The 5123-nt window shown below is 45.7% G+C and carries 3 protein-coding genes; 2 read left to right on the top strand and 1 reads right to left on the bottom strand.

Features of this window, described 5'->3' with window-relative positions; translation table 11 throughout:
• Positions 1-229 precede the first annotated feature (229 nt).
• Complete coding sequence (locus tag BUE76_RS16015) at positions 230-2719, bottom strand: M1 family aminopeptidase (protein WP_073042686.1); 2490 nt, start codon at positions 2717-2719, stop codon at positions 230-232.
• A 194-nt stretch (positions 2720-2913) separates the two neighbouring features.
• Here BUE76_RS16015 and BUE76_RS16010 point away from each other — a divergent pair, with 194 nt between their 5' ends.
• On the top strand, positions 2914-4110 hold the full coding sequence (locus tag BUE76_RS16010) for a hypothetical protein (protein WP_143157286.1): 1197 nt from the start codon (positions 2914-2916) through the stop codon (positions 4108-4110).
• 4 nt (positions 4111-4114) lie between these two features.
• Positions 4115-4870: a tRNA pseudouridine synthase A gene (locus BUE76_RS16005; protein ID WP_073042682.1), complete on the top strand. Its 756-nt coding sequence runs from the start codon at positions 4115-4117 to the stop codon at positions 4868-4870.
• Positions 4871-5123 lie beyond the last annotated feature (253 nt).

The following is a 5123-nucleotide window of genomic DNA, read 5'->3' as shown; positions in this document are numbered from 1 at the left end:
GTTTGGAGTTTGGAGTTTGGAGTTTGGAGTTTGGAGTTTGGAACAAACTTTCTAAGATAAAGAGGAAAGGCTATTGCTACCCGGGTCTGTCATGCCGAACTTGTTTCGAATCTCCACTGATTTCGGAGTGTACAACTGAAATAAAAGTCAAATAAATTACTGTAGCTATCATAAATAAGAATGCCGCTCAACAGAGCGGCATTCTTATTTATGTGCATTTGTAAACCTGTTAGAAAGCTTTCTTGTTCTCATCAATCTTCTCACCTACATAAGCCGCCTGTGCTTGTTGGCCCGCAGCTGTTTTGCGGGTTTGAATCTGGCGCAGCATATTTTCAATTGGTCCTTTAAACTGTTCGCGGTATTGTGCAGGCAACTGGCCAACAAAACCAGCCAAAGCGTTTACGCCCCGCTTAAATTGATCCATATTGTCAATGATGGTCAGGTATTGCGCAAGGGGCATAAGTCCCTGCACCTTTTCCTGGCTTAGGGGCATTTGCTCAAAATTGGAAATGATCATTTCCGCCGCCGAAACATCTCCACGGCCTATCATGATAGCTGCAATGGCTGACCCAAGATCACCTTTGGCAGGCTGTCCCATCAGTCGCTTGGCTTCGGTATAAGCTGCCGTGCTGTCCAATTCAGAAAGCGCACTCAGTGCGGCACCTGCAACGGTGTACGATGAGTCGTTAACAGCGGTTTTGTACAGGGTTGCATATTTGGCAAAGCCGTATTCACTCAGTTTTGAAATAGCCGCGGCTTTTACTTTTTTGCTTTTATCATTCTGTGCCAGTTTGTACAAGGGTTCCTCCATCAGGGTGCGGAGGGCTTGCTTTTTCAGGTCCAGTCCGCTAACGGCCATTTCCCTGATACCCTGATAAGGATCGCTAATGGCCTGGTTGATGATCTCAACGGCTTTTTGCTCTTCCTGCTTTTTCAATGCTGCTGATAGTGCTTCAAAGCGGTCCATGAAGTTGCGGGCATTGCGGAATTGCACCCCATATTCATCCATGGTTTTGGTTTCCTTCTTTTGGGCAAGTAAAATTTTCTCCGCATCAAAGTTTACCAAGGATGGCTTTGTTGGGGCAGCCAAGTAAAAAGTGTCGGTACGGCTGTCCACCCACACATTATGACGGGTGCGGTTATTACCCTGGTATACATCTATGGCTACCGGAAGGCGAAAAACATTGTTGCTGTCTTGTGTTTGCCTTACAATCACCTGCACCCTTTTTGCTGCGTTATCGTAAGTATTTGTGATTTCCAGTTTAGGATGACCATTATTGAAATACCATTGGTTGAAGAACCAGTTCAGGTCTTTACCACTCACTTCTTCAAAAGCCAGGCGCAATTGGTGTGCTTCAGCCGATTTGAATTTGTTGGTGGTGAGATAGAGGTTTAAACCTTTGAAAAAAGCACTGTCACCAAGGTGGTTGCGGAGCATATGCAGGATGCGGCCGCCTTTATTGTAGCTTACCGCGTCAAACATGTCCTCCTTATCATTGTAGTCAAATCGTACAAGGTCTTTGTTTTCACTGCCGCTCATCAGGTACCCCTGCATGTCTTCGTAATTGTGTTCGTCGGCTGCATCCTTGCCGTACTTGTATTCGCTCCACAGGTATTCGCTGTAGTTGGCAAAAGATTCATTCAGCGTCAGGTTGCTCCAGCTTTCCGTGGTCACATAATCGCCAAACCACTGGTGAAACAGCTCGTGTGCAATGGTACCTTCCCAACGGTTTTCATCCACCAGTTCGCGGGCGTCCTGCTGCGCGCTTTCCTGGTGCAGGGTAGCCGTGGTGTTTTCCATGGCGCCACTCACATAATCCCGGGCGGTCATTTGCGCATATTTCACCCAGGGATAATCAACACCGGTGATGGTTGAAAAATACTGCATCATTTCCGGCGTATTGCCAAAGATGCGCTTGGCCACCGGGCCGTATTCCTTCTCTACATAATAGCTTACTTCCTTGCCCTTGTAGCTGTCCTTGATAACAGCGTAATCGCCTACACCAATAAAGAACAGGTAAGGAGCGTGGGGCTGGTCCATTTTCCAATAATCGGTACGGGTGCCGTCACTATTGGTCTTCTGGCTAACCAGCTTACCATTGCTCAAGGAAACATATTTAGCCGGGACAGTCAGGTAAAACTCCTGGGTGGTTTTTTGGTTTGGCCGGTCAATGGTAGGTACCCACACCGAAGTGCCTTCAGTTTCTCCTTGTGTCCACACCTGTGTTGGCTTGTTTTTCTCCTCACCTTTTGGATTGATAAAGTACAATCCTTTTGCATCGGTGATGGCGGCACTGCCCTGGCCTTTGTACTCGTTGGGCTTTGCCGTGTAGTCGATATAGATGGTATATTGTTCGTTGCCGCGGTAGCTGCGGTCAAGGTCAATATTTACCTGCAAACCATTGTTGGTATGCTTCAGCGGTGTGTTTCTGCCATTTTTTACCAAAGCTACTTCCCGTATCTCCATGCCTTTTGCATCGAGCAGCAGGGAGTCGGTGGCATAAAAATGGGGTTTGAGGGTAAGCCATACCTTGCCGTTCAGCTGCGATTTTGTGTAATCCAGTTTTGCCTCCAGCTTTGTATGTACCAGGTCATTGATCTTCTCAGGTGTTGCGCGGTATTCTTTCTGGCTATTTGTTTTAGCCACTGCATGTTCTGTTTGTGCCCATACACCTGTTGCTGGCAACAGTAATAGCAAGGCAATCAAATTGTGTTTCATATTCCAGGTTTGTTCTGGGTAAAAATACTAGGGTTATACATTTGCGCTGCAAATGAGTTAACGGTTAACAGGTTTTTATCAATGGATGAGCGGTTGCCTCCAATAAAGCGGCTAACTTTCAGGTGTTTCCATATAGCTGGTGTTTGTGTTTTGATGCCTATACAACATTGGCCTTTTCTGTAATTTTGATCGTGATGAAGAAGTTGTTTTTATTGTGCTGCCTTAGCTGCTTTGCCTTGCCCATGCTGGCGCAGAAGGTGTACTTTGTATATATACAATCAGAAAGCCGTAATCCCTTTTATGCCAAAATGGGAGACAAGGTTTTTAGCTCTACGGCTGCCGGCTACCTTATTTTATCTAAGCTAAAAGATAGTACCTACGCCTTTCAAGTAGGGCCTGCTGCCAACGAAGGCGAGCAACGCTTTGAAATTTCCCTCAGTGGAAAAGACCGGGGTTTCCTGCTCAAAAAGTTTACCGATGGCTGGGGTTTGTATGACCTGCAAACACTTGCTATAATCAAGCCTGCAGGCCGTGCTACATCTTTGGGTAATGGCACTCGTGTCAGGGAAGATCGTTTCACTACCTTATTGTCGCAGGCAGCAGATGATACCAGCTTGTTATACCAGCCTGCCGTTTCGATTGCATCTTCGGTAAAGAAGAAAAAGGAAGAGAAGCCTACGGTTTCAAAAAACCTAAATCCTGAACCTGCTGAAGTAAAACCTGCTGAAACAGTTGCGGCTGGTTTGGAGGCAAAGACGGATGCGCCAAAGCCAACACCTGTTGATAGTATTACAGAAAAGCCTGTTGCGGAAAGTGCAAAACAGCCAGATACTGTTGCTTTAGCCACTGCTCCTGAGCCAAAGCCGGTAGCAGCAGATACCAGGAAGGCTGAACCCATTTACAAACGTTCCCAGATAACCCGTCGTTCTGAAAGTTCCACCGTTGAAGGCTTTGGATTGGTGTACCTCGATGATGCAGATGGTGTTGTAGATACAATTCGTCTGGTTATTCCAAACCCCAGGCAGGTTTTTGCCGATGCCGCTCCTGCTGAGGAGAAAGAAACAACTGCCGTGGTAAAACCTGCGGCTCCTGCAGTTGCCTGTAATGGCCAGGCTGGAGAGAAGGATTTCTTTAAGTTGCGCCGCAACCTTGCTTCTATTGATTCGGAGGCGGGAATGACACAAGCCGCTGTTGAGGCATTCCGAAAGCGATGTTTTTCTGTAGACCAGATCAAAAACCTTAGCTCCTTATTTCTCACCCAAAGCGGGAAGTATGCATTTCTGGAAGCTTCCTATCCTTATGTATCCAACAGGGAGCAGTTTGCCACGCTTCAATCAGAACTGTTCGACGCTACTTATCTTGCACGTTTCAAAGCGTTGACTTCAAATTGATCTGATGCCCCGTTACTTTCTGGAAGTTGCATATAAAGGAACCCGCTTCAGCGGATTCCAAGTGCAGGATAATGCCATAACTGTTCAATCGGAAATCGAACATGCTTTTGCCCTGGTGCAAAGGGGGCAGGTAAGTTTAACCGGTTCGTCGCGCACTGATGCCGGTGTGCATGCCTTGCAGAACTTCTTTCATTTCGATTGGGAAACACCCTTGCATCCCCAATTATTGTATAAGATGAATGCAATACTGCCACACGACCTGGTAGTAATGAATATTTACCTGATGGGGGAGGAGGCTCATTCCCGTTTTGAAGCAACCGGGAGAGAATACGAATATCACATTTACAAAAAAAAGAATCCTTTTCTAAAGGAGATAGCTTATCACTTCCCTTACCCGGTTAACAAGGAACAACTGGATGAAGTAGCTGCCTTTATAAAAGAGCAAACGAACTTTTGGGCATTTTGTAAAACCAACACACAGGTAAAGAACTTTCAATGCACCATATCTAAAAGTGAATGGATTGAACGGAATGGTATACTTATATATAATGTAGCAGGTAACCGATTCTTAAGGGGGATGGTAAGACTGCTTACTGCCACTCAATTGAAAGTGGCCAGGGGAAAGTATAGGGTAGAGGAGTTCAAAGCTTTATTTACAGGAACGGAGAAGTGTGGTTTTTCAGTACCTGCGCATGGCTTGTTTTTAAAACAGGTTTCTTATCCTAATGAATACTTTCCGGATCCTTTGCAAACTATTTAGAAGTTATTTAGAAACGCTTGATTGTTGGTAACGGTACGCTCCTTATCTTTGCACCCGCTCTTCGAAAAACGGCAACGCAGTACCCTGGTTGCACTCTTCATCTTCAAAAATCTTTTTAGAAAATACTTCTACAAACCTTTGGAACGGTAGAGTGAATATGTGTACCTTTGCAGGCCATTCGAATGTGAGTGGAGCAGTTCTTTAAGTGGTTGGTGGATAAAGTGTTAAGCTCTTTTAAAAATCTCTTTCCTGA

Origin of the sequence: Cnuella takakiae, assembly GCF_001953305.1 — a bacterium.
Lineage (GTDB): Bacteria > Bacteroidota > Bacteroidia > Chitinophagales > Chitinophagaceae > Flavisolibacter > Flavisolibacter takakiae.
Note: the sequence above shows the minus strand (reverse complement) of the source record. Positions and strands in the feature narration are given on the sequence as shown.

Coding starts and splice junctions, on each gene's coding strand:
- BUE76_RS16005 (WP_073042682.1), top strand. CDS start 4,115: ATGCCCCGTTACTTTCTGGAAGTTGCATATAAAGGAACCCGCTTCAGC.
- BUE76_RS16010 (WP_143157286.1), top strand. CDS start 2,914: ATGAAGAAGTTGTTTTTATTGTGCTGCCTTAGCTGCTTTGCCTTGCCC.
- BUE76_RS16015 (WP_073042686.1), bottom strand. CDS start 2,719: ATGAAACACAATTTGATTGCCTTGCTATTACTGTTGCCAGCAACAGGT.